Genomic DNA, 15,727 nt, shown 5'->3' with positions numbered 1-15,727 from the left:
CTTACTGGTTCTCATCCTGCTGCCTCCAGTGCTTCGCGGAGCGTAATCTTTCCGGAATAGAGAGCTGAGCCAAGGACCACACCCGCAGCATCAGCCTCCCGTAAGAGCGTGATATCAGCGACTGATGTAATTCCGCCGGCAACAACCACTGGCACACTTACAACACTGAGAAGCTCACGAATCGGCTTTGGATCAATTCCTCTGCACAGACCTTCGACACTGACATTGGTATATAACAATGAACCGGCACCTTTTTTGATGAAAAGATCCGCCCATTCCAGGAAGTTGCCAGCCGGCTTCTCCCACCCATGAGTAACCATCTCTCCGGCCATCGCATCAACCCCGGCCATAATCCGGTCACTCCCATATTCATCTGAAAGAATGGTGAGACAATCGGGATCATCAGCAGCAAAGGTTGAAAGGATGACCCGGTCAACCCCGCAGTCAAGCCATGATCGTGCGTCATCAAGAGATCGGATTCCTCCTCCGAGCTGGGTTTGTACACCGGTGCGGGTGATAAGATCTGTTATCTTTTCTGCATTGAGTTTTGACGATCCGAATGCACCGTCAAGATTTACAATATGAAGGGCCTCAGCCCCCTGAGATAACCAGGATTCTGCGCACTGAAGGGGATCGCCATATATAGTGGCAGTATCACGTCTGCCCTGGACAAGCTGCACACATCGCCCACCAAGGATATCGACCGCTGGGAATACTATCATGATGGTATCTCACCTAATCAGACGTTCGATATTCATGACCAGAATATCACGTGCACCCGCCTGTTTCAGGCGGTTTATCAGCTGATAGACCTTTTCTTCATCAACCACCGCATGAACAGCAACCATATCAGCAGAAGAAGCGACATCCATAATGGTAGGGCCACCCATTCCAGGAATTATCATTCGGATGACATCAAGAGAACTGCGAGCCACATTCATCATCAGATAGCATTTTCCCTTGGCGTTTAAAACGCTCTCAAGTGCAAGATGAATCTCATCAATCTTCTCTTTTTTATCAATGCAGGATTGGGGGTTTGCAATCAGATATGTGCTGGTCTCAAGAACGGTATCAATTATCTTCAGATGGTTCTGACGGAGCGTGGTTCCGGAACTTGAGATGTCGATAATTGCATCTGAAATACCCAAAGAGGGAGTTGCTTCACAGGCCCCTCCAACAGGCACAATGACTGGTTTAATACCTATCTTTTTAAAATATTTTTTGCTAATTGCAGGAAACTCTGTTGAAACACGTTTTCCATCCAGGTCGTGAGGGGAGTGACAATCTGCATTATCCGGGACGGCTAGCACAACTGATGCGGATCCAAATCCTAAATTGAGAAGTTCTGTAACATTTGAACCCCGTTCCACAACCATGTCATGACCAGTAATCCCTAAATCCGCAACACCTGAGGCAACATACTCAGGAATATCAATGGGACGGGCATAAAGTATTTCTACGTGCTGGTCGCGGGTTCGTGCAATCAGGGTCCGGTCGCCATTATCAATTATTCCAAGACCGGATTTCTCTATTAATTCCCGAATCGGTACTGATATGCGTCCTTTGTTTGGTATCGCTATCCTGACTTTAAAAATAGAAGTCCGATCCAAGATCGGAGATGATTTTTTTGTCATTAAAATGTCTTTAATTCTCCTCTGATTACACGTTCTGTAATAGAGGTGATGTTTTCCAGACCGGTGTCTATAATTTCGTATACATCTCGTTCGATATCTTTTACCGTATAGGATGGATGTGGAATGATCTGAGCACTGGCTACTAGTGGCTGATCAATCGGAGCACCGATCTGAGAGAGGAGTCTGATCTGAATTTCCGCAATACCATCGACCTGCTTAACACAGGTATGTGCCAGCTCATTTGAGAGTAGATTATAAATCTTTCCGATATGGTTGATCGGGTTTTTCCCACTTGTTGCTTCCATACTCATCGGCCGGTGGGGTGTAATAAGACCATTTGCCCGGTTGCCTCTGCCAACCGATCCATCATCACCCATTTCAGCAGAGGTACCGGTTACCGTCAAGAAAAGACTGCATTCTCTATCACAGTCGGCCGTGTTTACATAAACTTCAACTTTCTTATCTGTGCAGGTCTTTGCTACCTTAAGTGATTCCTCAGCCAGTTTCTCACGGAAGTTAATGTAATCCGAGAGGGATGAGACATACCGGTCAACCATGGCACAACAGATGGTAAGCTTGATGGAATCGCCCTGACGAAGCCCCATAATCTTGATATCCTGCCCATATACAGGATATTTTGGCCGGAGAGTAGTGTCAATATATGAGGCAATTTCGCGGATACATCTTTCAATATCAGAGAATGGAGCATATGATACACCAAATGATGTGTCATTTGCACGGGGGATCTTTCCTTCCTCCGGTTTAAAGACATCACGTAAATCAGTGGACCCGGTTCCAAGACGACAGTCCATGATAAGATGCCGGTCCAGATCCAGTTCCGGAATAAGTGACCGGAGATAATCCTTTGCCGCCTTTAAGGCAACCGTATCAGTCGGTATTTTTTCTCCATTAAACTCTTTGGTTGCACGACCGTCGAGAAGAACAAAAATCGGCTTGATTATCTTTCCACCACCAAACTGTGGCATTGATTCTCCTGCTACAATCTCACCCTGGTCGGTATTGTGGTGAAGGACTCCGCCAAATTGATCAATATAGGTATTGCATAATGCACGGCTGACTGCTTCTGCAATTCCGTCAGCAATACTGTCCGGATGGCCAAGGCATTTCCGCTCAACCAGTTCAATCTGCTGATCCTGAACGGGTATCTGGTTCAGCATCTCAATTGCGATATTTCTACTCATCAAAGACCTCTGTACGATTTAAATCAGAAAGATATACCAAGGGAAGGTACAGAATACTGTACAAATTCGGTGACAAAGGAATAAGAGATTACCGATAGATACCCAGGTCACGAACAAGAGAAAAGATTTGAAGGAACAAGCAGGACATGAAAGATGCACCATATAACCCGGATAATAACTGTACAGCATTATGGGAATTCCCACCCGTCTCTCCAGGCTCTTTTTTTGATATGATGAATCAATTCAATCAGGGCGCAAGACTTCTCTGCCTGATTGATGCCTCTGTCAGACTGGGAATATTTGACGCACTTACGGAATGGAAGTCTGAAAAAGATATTGAAGATCTTATCAAATACCCCCATCCGGTTACAGATTTTGTGAAATCTCTTGTTAAAACAGGCTTTGTTGAGTGGAACAACGGGAAGATCAAAAACACACCACTTGCATCTACATATCTGACAAAACAATCACCATATTTTCAGGGGGCGTATCTTGAAAAATCCATGCAGCATATAAAGGATCTCTGGCTCGGTCTTTCAGATATTCTTAGTTCCGGCCCACTTTCCTATAATGAGGAGCAGTTCTTTGCAAATCTCTCACTCCCGTCGATGGCGCAGAATGCACTCTGCGGAAGACTTCAGGAGGTGGTACGAAGCATTGTATCCCTCCCCACATTTTCAGCAATGAGAAAAATGATAGATCTGGGTGGAGGGCATGGGTTATATGCCATAGCACTCGCATGTAAAAACCCAAATCTGTCAGCAATAATTTTTGATCTGCCTGGCGTGGTTACCTTGGCTGAACAATACATTAAACGATATCATATCGGAAGCAGAGTTCAGACGATGGGAGGTAACTTTTTTGTTGATCCAATCGGACGGGACTATGATCTTATTCTCTCCTCTTCAAACCCGAGTGGGAAGAGTCCGGATATGGTGGAAAAGATATCTGATGCACTGAAACCAGGAGGATATTTTGTTAGTATTCAACCTGGAGATGAGAGTGCTCCATATGATCCAATCCAGGAACTTGAGTTTCTGCTCTGGACCTTTGATAATGCACATACTCCGAAAAAAACCTGGAGTAAAAACAAAAAGTTTCTGACAGATGAATACCGCTCTGTCCTGAAAGAACATAATCTTGAGATTTCATCAGTCAAACGGGTATCTGATCCCTATATTAAAGATTATGGAGTGACGATGATGATCGCTCAGAAAATCAGATAAATTAGGAGCGAATCTCAAGGATATGAGAAGGTATACCTAATTCAAACCGTGCTCCCCTCCCTGATACCCCGTTCTCCTGAATCGTGATACCAAATACTGATAATATCTTTTCTGCAAGGAACAGCCCGTACCCGCTCCCTTTCCCAAACCCAAGATCAAAAATTCTGGTTTTATGCTGATCTAGTATCCCGCATCCATTATCCTCAATAATCAGCTTTCCACCGATATCTGATGATTCGATGGTTATCTGTACCCTGGTTGCTCCGGTAGCATGTTCCGGTATATTGATTAAAATCTTTTCAAGGGCCAAGCGGAAATTTTTATCAACATACACCTGTGAATTTCCGGTCTGAATCACAACCTCAACAGGCTCCATTACGATTTCATTTAAGGCTTCCTGAATAATATCAGAGAGGAATACCCATGAAAATTCCAACAGTCCGATTTTTTGGTACTCACGGGTAAATATCAACCGGTCCCGGATTTTTTCGGCTGCATTCTGCTCCTTCTGAGTAAAGTCAATAAGCATCGGATCGGTTATCAGATCAGTTGAAAGCTCAAGATAGCCTAATATCGCGGTCAATTGATTTAAGATATCATGTCTAATTTTTGAATTTAATATATTCCAGATCTCAGAGCCCTTACAGAGGAGTGACCATTCAACCGGAAGTGAGCTGATCCACAGATAACTGAGAGCCTGAACCGGATCACCAGTATCACCATATAAGAGAAAGCAGTATTCCTCAACCCATCGATAATAGGATCCTGCGCGAATCCGGTATCTCAGCTCGATACCATCCTTCTTCTGAAGGATGGCTGCACCCAGTTTCCGGGATACAAGATCCTGATCTTCCGCGTGAATATGAGGTAACAGATCTGTCTCCTTATCCGATGGTTCAACTAAAATGCCATACTTTACATTATTCCCGGTTATGTTCCTTATTTTCCAGATGTCAGAATTAATACGCTCAAACGCAATAACAGGCGCAGCATGATAGGGGTTTTCCGGGGGGGGTTGTAAGGTCATCTTCTAACCGCTCTTTCTTTTCAGGATAGTAATTGGTGTGGTGTATAATATCAGGATTATCGTTCCATTTCCGGTAATGATATAATCGCATCCCTGATTGGAATCCATGAGATTCTGCCTACAGGAATTACCCTGCCCTGGAGAAGAATCATCGGTATGGCAGGATGATCGCGTTCATAAATCTGTTTGATATAATCTGGAACCCCATCATCCAGCAATGTAAGCTGTACACTGACTTTTTCACCAAATTCCTTAAAGACTTCATTTTTTAGCGCTTCAAAAGCGTTCAATAGGCTTCCGGACGGGGCACATGAGGAGAACCCACAGGTTCTGTTCTCATCGCAGGGAAAAGGTGAACATTCTGAATTTTTGTATCCGACTATCTCAAGAAGTACTGGTATTGTCACGGCAATTAATTTCACCAGAATAAGATAAGAGGATATTGGTTACGGCTACCTGAGAAATATCTCAAACCGATCTTTATCAGCCTTGCAGATAGGACACTTTTCCGGCGGATTTGTCCGTGCACAGAGATATCCACATACTTTGCATCGATACACCGGATAGGGCAATGTACCTGCCTGTACTAGTGATGATGCTGGTTTTTCCCGCTCCAAAGCAGGGGATCGTCGTTCAGGAACAACGGGGACTGGGAGTTTTTGTGTGGCAATACTCTCCGATACATAGAGCCCGCAATAACATGCCCCAAATTCACTAATATCATCGTCGCGATAATCACAGGGACAAATAATGTCCAGATCTGCCTGTTTATCTCCCCGTGACAGTCTGCAGGGACAGGATTCGTACCCGTACCTGCTGGCATTTATGAGAAGTCCCTCAACAAGCCCCTCTGTAAACACTCTATCAGGATTGAGATAGTACCCGGTCTTTTTTGCATCCTGATCCAGCTCAATATATCGTTTACGGACTATTTCCTTTGATATCTCCTGGTTCATGATGTAAGCGCCTCTCTAATCTCATCAAGTCTGCTCCCGACAATCACCTTTGAATTATTGATTACCAGGGTGGGAAATGAGCCCCGCGGGTTATACTTTTCAATCTCTTTAAGAATCTCATCCATCTCTGCACGGCTGAGCTGGTCCACATACAGGTAATCATATGCAACCTGTAATTCGTCTAGAAGTTTTTTTGTCTGTTTACAATGGATGCAGGTTGACAGGGCATACAGCATGATCGATCCTTTTTCTCTTCCAGCAACATGAACCGGAGTGATTGTCATACATGTGCTATCTGTTCTCTACCGCAATAAAAGAGCAGGAATACCATTTCTCCGATGAGCTGATTACCTGAAATCATATCGACGGATAAAATACCAGTGATCGGATAGTTTTTTCTTCAGTTCTGAAACCATCTTAATCACCTGGGGGAGGGCATCTTCGGATATTACCTTCTCTAATATATCCTGATAAATCTCAGGCTCACGTATATTGGATATATCAAGACCTGCCATTGCGGCGATAAGTCCGAGATTTGTATAGGGAAGACCGCCCTCCACGCTATATCCCCCTTCCAGTACCGCAATAATCCTGCCATAACAGATAGAATCAGCAAGGATGCATATCTCCTGCATAAGTCCTGCATACCCGTGCGCGGTAAGGGCAAGACCTGTGAGCGGATCAGTGAAATGATTGTCCTGACCGGCTGATATTGCAATTGCATCAGGCATATACTCGTCTGCGAGAGGGAGTATTATCTCTTCAAGAAGATACTGATAGACCTTGTCTGAACTCCCTGCAGGTATGGGCAGATTGATATTATATCCTTTTCCATCACCGACACCAATGTCCTCAAAGCGGCCTGAACCCGGGTAGAAGGGATATTGGTGAACAGAACAAAAAAGGACCGACGGATCATCGTAGAAAATCTCTTCTGTGCCATTCCCGTGATGGGCATCCCAGTCCAGGATCATAATCCGCCGCAGACCCCGGCGCTGAAGATGACGAACCATTATGGCCACATTGTTCAGATAACAAAAACCTGCCCCTTGAGATCGTCCGGCATGATGACCCGGAGGCCGTGCAAGAACGAAACAGTTTTTAACCACCTGATTGAGAACCGCATCAGCTCCGGTAATAGCTCCACCGGCTGCAAGAAGGGCATCGTGTATCAGATCTTTGGGGACATAAGTATCAGCATCAATTATGCCACCGGTAATTGAAGTCTTCTCCAGAAACTGAAGATATTCCGGAGTGTGCACGAGAAGTACATCATCTCTCGTGGCAGGTTTTGGTGTCAGAAGGGTAATCTGTGGCAGGTCAAATATCCCCTCTTCTACAAGCTGATCAAGAGTGTATGACAATCGTTCCCGTCGTTCCGGGTGAGACGGACTTTGCTCATGATTCAGGTATGATGGAGCATATACTATACCACAGGTCATAATGCCTCCACTGATATTCCTGGAGCAATTGCAAGGATCATATCTGTAATGGTCGCTGTCACTCTCCATCCCCTGACAACATCATATGAAGAATAGGAGAGAACCTGAATATCAGCGATATCTTCTTCAGGAGCCCCTTCTTTTCGCGCAATATCTCTGATAAGTTCCTTGACATAGGCAATCAGGTGTTCTTCATCCCGGGCATCTTTATAAGGATATGAAAGTCCGTTCAGAGTCAGACGTTTTCGTTCAGTATCCACGTGAATATGTACTTCAAGACTGACTTTTGATACCGCAGCACCCACGGCATTCGCAGATGCAGCATGTTCAGGAACAATACCCGTCGTCTGCGCGCGTTCAGCAATATCAGAGAGAAGGTAGTGTGCGAGATATCCGGTACCGACCAGAATATGTGGGTGATACTCTTTTACTGCTGAAGAGACCAGCTCAAGATATTGGTGCACTGCACGCTGAGCATCCGCGTGATCCAAAACTGCTGATCGACCTGCATCTCCAATTCGTGCACCCATCACATTCAATGCATCCGTAAGGGTTGGTTCTCCACCACCAAAAGAGCGGGAATTTCCTGCCCTGAAAGGACATAACTCTGACCTGATACAGGAGTCCCCACCATACGGAATACTTGTTGCCGACACTGCCCGGATGAGTGTTTTCGATCCATCCAGTACCACGCTTTCATAGACCGGTTTTCCATCTTTGAGTGGTACGAGTTCAGTAGTTGTTCCACCGATATCAATCACCAGACAGTTCTCATTCCTACTCAGGTAATACGCCCCATTTGCAACGGTGGCAGGACTTGAATGAAATAACACCATCGGATTTAAAAGGGCCCGGGATGGTGAAGTCAAACCTCCGGTTGAAGTCACAAAGTAAAAATCAGGATTTACCCGTTGAATCTGTCTGATAAGAGAGACTACTTTTCCTTTAATTCTGGCATTGAATTTTGTTGTATGGATTCGTGCCGGAAAATCCAATGCACCGATCGGAGAACTGATTGCTATCTGTTCATCTGAATAATATTGTGAGACAATATCATATACCTGCTTTTCCAGAGTATCATTTCTGACTGAAAATTTCCCTGCAATTGCAATCGCCCGTGCATGCTGCCCCTTTATGATCTTTTGTATCTCATTGGGATCAATCGGTTCAACAATATCTCCCCGGTGAGATACTGCTCCTTTGACTGCTCCCGGATATACTAATCCCGGGCCAGGTATGGTTATTGTCCGGATATCTGCGGTATGACCGGTAATAATCTCATTTAATGGCTGGGAAGTGCTGACTGCAAGGCGCCCGAATGTGGAAATTTTCGAAAGGGCATTCTCCAGCCCGTCTGAATTAGGTACTTTATATGTATTAATTTGAGAATCTATGACAGCAATATCAGTATTTGTCCCCCCGATATCTATTCCGGTAAACATGCTTGCTCACGGGTTTTTAGATTCCCAACATATATCAGATGATGCATATACACTTCTGTAAAATTTCACATATATAAGGAAATTCTCATGAGCACCGGCTGTCTGAAAGGGGAAACAGTACTCAAAAAAGGAGTTGCAGCCGTATTTTTTAATCCAAAAACCCGCTTTATCACAAAATTTTACGTGACAAATTATCGTCTTATCATCAAAAACCAAAAGAACCAGCTTATAAAATTATCGTATGAGCTTGTTCATGAGATTTATGTTGAGAACAATACCTACCTCTGTATCAGATGTAATACTCCGATGCGGTTTTTTGATGGGAAAGAAGAGTATGTCCGCATATTCATGCATGGGTTGAAAAGAAAAGAAGGAGGAGGGCTGACGATACTTGACGATCCCAAATGGCCAAATTTCTGGAAGCGGTTCATCAATTCACAGGTTCATCAATACCAGTCAGAGATTGCTTCCAGGAAACAGTCACTGCAGGAACAGGAAGATGAGCTGCTGCTAATTGAGGGGGTTTTCAGATCAACAGAAGGACTTGACCAGTTTGAGATTGTAAAAACGCGGGAAAAAATGCAGGTCTGGTTTGATGATTTTTATTATGAATCCTGTATGGTATATGCAACAAATAATCGCCTCATCGTAAAACTTAAATCAAGAGATTATATTATCGTGCCGTATTCCGTCATATACACATCACAACTGGATCCAGATGGAAAGATTGCAATTTTATTCTCATTTCCTCAGGCTGTCGAAGGATTTGAGAGTGAAATATCGAAGATGTATATCAAACGGATTCCAAAGCATGATGAAGAATATCCTGAACAATTACAGGAACGATGGAATAATGAATGGAGCGAGTTTTTTAGGAAAGTCACTTCACAGTTCAGGGAGCATAAAGGAGCGATCAGTCCGGATGAGATGCTGGAGATGCTGATTGAGATGAAACACAGCCCGACGAAATACAACCTGTCATCATATGCAAAACAGGGCTGGGACCGTGCGTGTGGTCTTGCCGTTGAGCGGTTCGGGCATGATAATTCGGATCTATTTTTGTTCATGAATTTCCTGCTCCAGGAATATGAAGAGATGAAAACGCGTGCGATGGCGGAACCTGACCCGGCCCGGCAGGAGGCATATCATGGTTCAGAGATGGCCTACAGTGCCATTCTCTCTTATATCAATCATCATACCCGAGTAAGGTAACAGTGAACATAAATACTCATCAGAATATTCTGGTTATGGATCCTGAACAGGATGCCATGATGCTCATTGCATCACTTATGGCAGTCTCTGCACGGACAGCACCGAAGGGCAAAGGTGTTGACACGATTGTAACACGGATAATCTATGGGGAAGACCTGGATCGGATTGCTGATGAGATGATCGCAATCGGTAACAAGACTGGACTTCCGCCATTTCCACGTGATGCACAGAACATACGGGACAGTGTCGTCTGTCTTCTTATTGGATGCAGGGGAACTGAAGATCTCGGACTGAATTGTGGAGGATGTGGTTTTCGGACCTGTAAGGAGATGCGGGAGAAAGTATCCAAAAGCCCGGTATTATCCCTCTTTTCCGGGCCTAACTGTGTAATCAGAATGGCAGACCTTGGTATCGCCACAGGCTCAGCTGCCAAAACAGCACAGATTCATAATGCTGACAACCGAATCCTCTTTACCGCCGGTGTTGCAGCGTTATCACTTCATATGCTTCCTGACTGTACCTGTGCGTATGGTATCCCGCTTTCAGCGACCGGGAAAAATATCTTCTTTGACCGGAGGCCGGTATCATGACCATTCTGAAGATCCGTGGTGGAGATCTGGATCTGGTAGAGTATGAATTTACCTCATTTTATCCAGGCGAGAATATGAACACCTGTGGATATGAAGGTAACTATCCCCTTTCTCCATCAAAGAATACAATCAGGACAAAGGCACCTGGCAGAATTCACCTGACTGTACTGGATATGAACCGGTTCGCGCCCGGACATCCGGGTGGTGGCGGTATAGGATTTGCCATAGAAGTGTACGCAGAAGTAGAAGTCAGATGTATTGATAACGGGTTTGAAATTAATTACTCACGTCCCGCAATAATCAGACATTTTCTATCTGTTTTTTCTAAAACGGTAGGCTATACCGGCGGGTTTGCTGTCACTGCAAAAGACCATGATTATAAACATGTGGGACTTGGCTCCACAAGCACTATACTTACCGCTCTTTCTGCAGCGGTCAACCGGGCGCTTGGTGATCCGTTAACCCTTGATCAGCTCAGAATCCTCATCGGTAATAATTATGTTGAGGAAACAGAAGGGGGACTGATTGCATATGGATTTGAGACGGGTGTGGGACCTGCGGTAAGTGGCAGGGGAGGTATGGCCATTCTGGGTGACAATCTCACTATCGTTCATCAGCACCCGTTTGCTGAAGGAAAGAATGTCCACATTGTTATACCTCCAAGTTCCATCTCCTCTGCCGGAGAAGAGGAATTTTCGCTTCTGATGAACAAGGCCCGTTCGCTAGATTATCGGGATCGAGAACTGAAGGCATATATCGTCATGATGGATTTTATACCGGCTCTGAATAGTGGTGACCTGAAAAAAATGGGTGATTCCATGTGGGAGATGGAATTTCGGGGATCAAAGCGGGCGGAAATTGAACATCATTCATTTGAATTATACCAGTACATGCATAGACTACGAAAAGCAGGTCTTGAATTTATTGGGATGAGCTCAGTCGGACCTTCTATCGCAGTCATTACCGATATGTCACGCGATGTCCTCTCAACTCTGTTACAACCACTCCAGCTGGAAATTGCTGTCAGTACAAAAGTGAATAATTCCGGCCTTTTATATCTCTGACATACCTATCATATACTGTATTTTTTACATTCTGGTGACACGAATTCATGGATTTAAAACCCCTCGGCTGCACTCTATCTGGAGGACTTATCTGGTTTTCTCCTCTCATAAACCGTATCTTACGCCTGACTATCCCGTTTTTGGTGGCAGGCGCCCTGATTGGAGTGATCTTCTGGCTGTATGATGATACGACTGCCCTCCAGCTGGGTGGCCTTTTATTATTGTACTTTGTTCCCCCTGCCGGGAAAGAGAGTATAATTCCTGCCGGGATTGCCCTGGGGTTTCCATTTCAGGTCATGTGCCTCTCAATTGTCATGGTGGATATCGCATGTTGTCTCTTCATGATCTGGAATTTTGAACTGATTTGTAATGTTCCGTATCTTGGGAATATCATACGGTATCTGATTAAAAAAGGGGAATTATATCTGGCACAGCACAGATGGCTTGAACAATTGTACTTTATTGGTCTGACATTATTTGTGTTCTTTCCACTTCAGGGAACGGGATCGGTGAGTGGATCAATCATCGGGAAGATGCTTGGCTTAAAGTCAATTGAGATCTTTGCAGCAATAACTATTGGTTCACTATTATCCAGTTTTCTGATAGGATATTCGGTATATGCCCTCCAAGAGTATTTTGACATGAATGTCTGGTATGTTCTCGCAGGAGTGATTTGTATTATCATTGTTCTTCCGCTTCTGTCATACGGGATTTATAAAACTAGAACCGGTCACCGTATCCTCAGGAGCATATCAGATAGTATCCATCGTCTTTCCGATAGTAAAAAAAGAGAATGATGATTTTTACCAGAAGACTTAATTATTTTCCCGATATGTTTTCAAATTATATCACCCGGTTTCATTTCGCACCCTTTAACTTGTCTCGGGTACACCTTGGATCCGACAAACCCTTTGTGCAGGAGTCTTTTTCTGATGCATGAGTATGGAATTGCCTATGATATCGTTGTCACATCACGAAGAGCTGCGCTTGATAACAATGCAACATCGATAACCCACATTTATGTGGATGTCGGAGAGCTTTCCATGATAAATCCCGAACAGGTGGAATTTTTATTTACCACTATTGTTGAGGATGACCCCTTATTCAGGGATGCTAAACTGACCTGCACAACGGTTGCACCCCAGACACGGTGCGTATGTGGATATGTCGGAAGTGAAATTTTTGTCTGCCCGGAGTGCGGACAACTTCCGGAGATCGTAAAAGGAAAAGAAGTTGTTGTTACACGAATCGAAGTTGAGGCAGATTAAATGAAAATATCGTTGATGCATGGAGCAGGGGGGGAAGTCATGGGAGAGGTCATCAGCCTCTTTTCAAAGATTTCAAATACCAATGCAGGGGGAATCGGACTTGAGGCACTTGATGACGGGGCTGTAATACCTGTCGGTAACCAGCAGGTAGTCTTCACGACCGACTCGCATGTTGTCCGGCCACTCTTTTTCCCTGGGGGAGATATCGGACGAATATCAGTCTGCGGGACCATAAATGATATCACCATGATGGGAGGAAGGCCCCTTGCTCTCTCCTGCGGCTTAATCGTTGAAGAAGGATTTGATTTTGATATACTATCGAAAATTGTAGATTCTATGGATAAAGCCCTTTCAGAAGGGAACGTATCACTTGTGACCGGAGATACCAAAGTCATGGAGAAGGGCGCTCTTGACCAGATTGCAATAAATACAGCTGGTATTGGAGTTGCTGAAACAATCATCAGGGATAACGGACTACAACCGGGGGATGCAATCATCGTATCCGGGACACTTGGTGATCATGGTTTTGCGGTTCTTGCAAGCAGAGAAGAGTTTGACTTTGCTGATCAGATCATATCTGACGTGGCACCGCTCTCAGGCATGGTTCATGCGGCTATGAGCGTTGGAACAATTCATGCAATGAAAGATCCAACACGGGGAGGTTTTGCTAGTGCCATAAACGAGATGGCGAAAAAGTCCAGGGTTATGGTGCGTATCGTTGAAGAGTGTATTCCGATTCGTTCATCAGTACGGGCTGCATCCCAGCTCCTGGGTATTGATCCACTTGAAGTAGCCAATGAAGGAAAAGTAGTCATGGGAGTTCCTGCCGATGATGCAGAAACAATTCTGAAAAGTCTCAAGAGTCATCAGTACGGGAAGGATGCAGCAATCATCGGAACAGTAACAGAAGGAAACGGAGTGATTATGGAAACCACCGCCGGGGGGGAACGGTTTATTGAACCACCCATGGGTGATCCGGTTCCACGGGTCTGTTAAAAAATTATTTTCTTTTTATATACATCGTAAGTCCGATAATCAGACTAACAACAATCAAAATTGTCGGAAAGGGTGTTTGTTTTTCTTTGGACCCATCCTCGCTTCCATACCTGGGCGGAACTCCGAATGCCTTTGCGGCAGTATCGGACAATACAATGGTATCTGCTTTATCTGCCGTAATTGTTACTTTTTCTGCAGCTTTATAGCTGTACGGATATGCCTTCAGATATATTTCTGACACCTGGTCGGTTATAGTCACCGTCTCAGGCAGAGGGCCCATTTCATCATTCACTTTCACACTTGCACCATCAGGGGATGTTTTATACTCAAAAACAAGATCGGTATTTCCGGTTGCCTGGATGATAAGCGGTGTGGAATTTGTGGTAATGATAAAAAATGCGGGGTTGTCTCTGGAAATATCAGCCTGCGCTGACACACCGGTAATTTTTTCTGATTTTTTTGGTGGAACAGTGGCGGAAGGCTTGAGTGTCTCTTCTGTTTCAGGTTCCTTTGTTTCAGCCGATATTATATCATGACTCTCTGTTTCGATGGGTCCCGTCAGATGATACTGGTCTTTCTCTTCTGATACAATAGCGTATTTCCCAATAAAACCATCATAATCGGTAAACGATACCTCGTACGTTCCAGGTTCCTGAATTGGAAGCTCATATTTTACTTTTCCACCTGAAACCGGAATTGATTCAGGACCGAAGACCGTCTGATGATCCTTTATAACCTCCATCTGAATGGCATTTTCTTTATACCCTGAAATCTTTGCTTCGATTAACAAGGTTTTATCAAATTCCTGCCATTTGGGAGAGGTCAACGTTATCATATCAGATCGATCAATCAGTTTTACAACCCGTATCGAACGGGAACCTGCTGAAAAATCCCTCTGTGACTGGGATAGGCCTTCTACTTTATAATTGCCCTTTTCAAGACCATCAGTTTTAAAGGTTACATTAAAAGTCGTATCACCCTTTTCAGTTATCTGAACCGATTGTCTCTCAATTTCAATCGGAACATTGAGCGAATGGGAAAATACAACATCGATTTTGTCCGGAGGTGGAGTGTTTGTGGATACGGTTACCATAATCGGTTCACCTACCTTTACTTGGGCGGGTGCATCGATTGAGAGATAATATGCGCTGACTGGTCCACACAAAAGAAGGAGGAGAACCAGTGTTATTGCCGATTGTACATAATGGAAATTCATATGATAGGTCCTCTCGTCGGGTTGGTCAATATTGTGGAACTCTCGATCCTAATATATTGTTGGTCATGTAATGAATACCCGTCTGTTTGAAGGATGAGAGAAGAGATGAATACGGAAGAGTCAGATACCAGATGCGCGATCTCCGGAATTGAGACTGGCTGATTTCAAATAATTACTGGAACGTTGAGAAAAGTATGAAACCCATAAAAAACCCTGAAGAACCCCTTGCACTCTGGTCCGGACAGGATAGGATAGACAATGAGATCCACACCAGTGTGACTGCAATAATCCGTTCTGGTGGATGTTCCTGGAACCGGTGCAGAATCTGTCAGTATCGTCATGAACGGTTTACAGGAGTGGAAAAACCAGAACTCAGTCGGTTGATGATGGCACAGATACACCGGTTGAAAGAACAGATTGAACACGAAAAGCCACAGGTGGTAAAGGTATAT

At 44.4% G+C, this 15,727-nt stretch carries 17 protein-coding genes and 1 pseudogene; 8 read left to right on the top strand and 10 right to left on the bottom strand.

From position 1 onward, the window contains the following. Positions 1–11: 11 nt before the first annotated feature. The 3 genes from hisA to PLA23_RS03550 are packed head-to-tail and all read right to left on the bottom strand — an operon-like array spanning position 12 to position 2,836. Positions 12–722, bottom strand: coding sequence for a 1-(5-phosphoribosyl)-5-[(5-phosphoribosylamino)methylideneamino]imidazole-4-carboxamide isomerase (hisA, locus tag PLA23_RS03560; RefSeq protein ID WP_324474052.1), 711 nt, complete (start codon positions 720–722; stop codon positions 12–14). Between the two features lie 9 nt (positions 723–731). Continuing rightward, positions 732–1,634 (bottom strand): ATP phosphoribosyltransferase, encoded by a 903-nt coding sequence (gene hisG / locus PLA23_RS03555; protein ID WP_324328052.1) that lies wholly within the window; start codon positions 1,632–1,634, stop codon positions 732–734. Then, positions 1,634–2,836: a methionine adenosyltransferase gene (locus PLA23_RS03550; RefSeq protein WP_324328054.1), complete on the bottom strand. Its 1,203-nt coding sequence runs from the start codon at positions 2,834–2,836 to the stop codon at positions 1,634–1,636. Before PLA23_RS03550 ends, hisG begins: the two co-directional genes overlap by 1 nt. 146 nt (positions 2,837–2,982) lie before the next feature. Between PLA23_RS03550 and PLA23_RS03545 the strand changes: the two genes are divergently transcribed. Next, a complete protein-coding gene (locus tag PLA23_RS03545; protein WP_324328056.1) occupies positions 2,983–4,062 on the top strand; it encodes a methyltransferase in 1,080 nt (359 codons plus the stop codon). Between the two features lies 1 nt (position 4,063). On the opposite strand, the gene PLA23_RS03540 is transcribed toward PLA23_RS03545, so the two are convergent. The 6 genes from PLA23_RS03540 to PLA23_RS03515 all read right to left on the bottom strand — a co-directional run bounded on the left by PLA23_RS03540 (position 4,064) and on the right by PLA23_RS03515 (position 8,929). Further along, positions 4,064–5,089, bottom strand: a complete 1,026-nt coding sequence (locus PLA23_RS03540) for a sensor histidine kinase (RefSeq protein WP_324328058.1) — start codon at positions 5,087–5,089, stop codon at positions 4,064–4,066. A 56-nt stretch (positions 5,090–5,145) separates the two neighbouring features. Further along, positions 5,146–5,496, bottom strand: a complete 351-nt coding sequence (locus PLA23_RS03535) for a hypothetical protein (protein ID WP_324328060.1) — start codon at positions 5,494–5,496, stop codon at positions 5,146–5,148. 45 nt (positions 5,497–5,541) lie between these two features. After that, a complete protein-coding gene (locus tag PLA23_RS03530; RefSeq protein ID WP_324328062.1) occupies positions 5,542–6,045 on the bottom strand; it encodes a ferredoxin-thioredoxin reductase catalytic domain-containing protein in 504 nt (167 codons plus the stop codon). Next, complete coding sequence (locus PLA23_RS03525; RefSeq protein WP_324328065.1) at positions 6,042–6,329, bottom strand: glutaredoxin family protein; 288 nt, start codon at positions 6,327–6,329, stop codon at positions 6,042–6,044. The genes PLA23_RS03530 and PLA23_RS03525 overlap by 4 nt, the downstream gene beginning before the upstream one ends. A gap of 63 nt (positions 6,330–6,392) precedes the next feature. Further along, positions 6,393–7,487 (bottom strand): histone deacetylase family protein, encoded by a 1,095-nt coding sequence (locus tag PLA23_RS03520; protein WP_324474051.1) that lies wholly within the window; start codon positions 7,485–7,487, stop codon positions 6,393–6,395. Then, positions 7,484–8,929 carry a hydantoinase/oxoprolinase family protein gene (locus PLA23_RS03515; protein WP_324329944.1) on the bottom strand — a complete coding sequence of 482 codons (1,446 nt, stop codon included), beginning with the start codon at positions 8,927–8,929 and terminating at the stop codon, positions 7,484–7,486. The genes PLA23_RS03520 and PLA23_RS03515 overlap by 4 nt, the downstream gene beginning before the upstream one ends. Before the next feature lie 87 nt (positions 8,930–9,016). Between PLA23_RS03515 and PLA23_RS03510 the strand changes: the two genes are divergently transcribed. The 6 genes from PLA23_RS03510 (at position 9,017) to hypE (ending at position 14,059) form a co-directional block, all read left to right on the top strand. Next, on the top strand, positions 9,017–10,141 hold the full coding sequence (locus PLA23_RS03510; protein ID WP_324329942.1) for a hypothetical protein: 1,125 nt from the start codon (positions 9,017–9,019) through the stop codon (positions 10,139–10,141). A 35-nt stretch (positions 10,142–10,176) separates the two neighbouring features. Further along, positions 10,177–10,731 carry a ferredoxin domain-containing protein gene (locus PLA23_RS03505; RefSeq protein WP_324474049.1) on the top strand — a complete coding sequence of 185 codons (555 nt, stop codon included), beginning with the start codon at positions 10,177–10,179 and terminating at the stop codon, positions 10,729–10,731. Next, a complete protein-coding gene (locus PLA23_RS03500; RefSeq protein WP_324474048.1) occupies positions 10,728–11,795 on the top strand; it encodes a GHMP kinase in 1,068 nt (355 codons plus the stop codon). The genes PLA23_RS03505 and PLA23_RS03500 overlap by 4 nt, the downstream gene beginning before the upstream one ends. A gap of 47 nt (positions 11,796–11,842) precedes the next feature. Then, positions 11,843–12,592: a small multi-drug export protein gene (locus PLA23_RS03495; RefSeq protein ID WP_324329937.1), complete on the top strand. Its 750-nt coding sequence runs from the start codon at positions 11,843–11,845 to the stop codon at positions 12,590–12,592. A 135-nt stretch (positions 12,593–12,727) separates the two neighbouring features. Continuing rightward, entirely contained in the window at positions 12,728–13,063 is a 336-nt protein-coding gene (locus PLA23_RS03490) for a hydrogenase maturation nickel metallochaperone HypA/HybF (protein WP_324329935.1), read from the top strand. Next, the gene (gene hypE, locus PLA23_RS03485) at positions 13,064–14,059 is read left to right on the top strand and encodes a hydrogenase expression/formation protein HypE (protein WP_324329933.1); all 996 of its coding nucleotides are present in this window, start codon (positions 13,064–13,066) and stop codon (positions 14,057–14,059) included. Positions 14,060–14,063: 4 nt separating this feature from the next. On the opposite strand, the gene PLA23_RS03480 is transcribed toward hypE, so the two are convergent. Then, the gene (locus PLA23_RS03480; protein ID WP_324329932.1) at positions 14,064–15,275 is read right to left on the bottom strand and encodes a hypothetical protein; all 1,212 of its coding nucleotides are present in this window, start codon (positions 15,273–15,275) and stop codon (positions 14,064–14,066) included. Positions 15,276–15,469: 194 nt separating this feature from the next. On the opposite strand from PLA23_RS03480, the pseudogene PLA23_RS03475 reads away from it, so the two are divergent. Then, positions 15,470–15,727: pseudogene (locus PLA23_RS03475) on the top strand (archaeosine biosynthesis radical SAM protein RaSEA); the annotation flags it as partial.

Origin of the sequence: Methanospirillum sp. (genome assembly GCF_035406105.1) — an archaeon.
In the GTDB taxonomy this organism is placed as follows: Archaea; Halobacteriota; Methanomicrobia; order Methanomicrobiales; family Methanospirillaceae; genus Methanospirillum.
This window is presented reverse-complemented; position numbering and strand designations above follow the sequence as displayed.